1 protein-coding gene is annotated in these 247 nt (G+C 47.8%); it reads right to left on the bottom strand.

Annotated elements, in window-relative coordinates; translation table 11 throughout:
- The coding region (locus tag SB775_RS32475) for a response regulator (protein ID WP_486360737.1) at positions 1-247 on the bottom strand (247 nt) is incomplete at both ends.

Here is a 247-nt window from a genome sequence, read left to right on the forward strand (position 1 = left end):
ATAGAGACAAATCACGTGGATGAAACAGCAGCTCCAAACCATGTAGCGTCACATTGTGAGACTGGAAGTTTATTTTCAGACTACCAAAAAATCTCGTTTCCTGGTCCTTGATTAATATAGTCGAGCGCCGCAAAACGGCATTCACCCGAGCAACTACTTCCTCCGCTTCAAACGGCTTCGTTATGTAGTCGTCTGCCCCCTGGTTCAGCCCTTTCAGCTTTTGATCGGTCTGCCCCAACGCCGTTAT

It is taken from the genome of Peribacillus sp. SIMBA_075 (genome assembly GCF_046534585.1).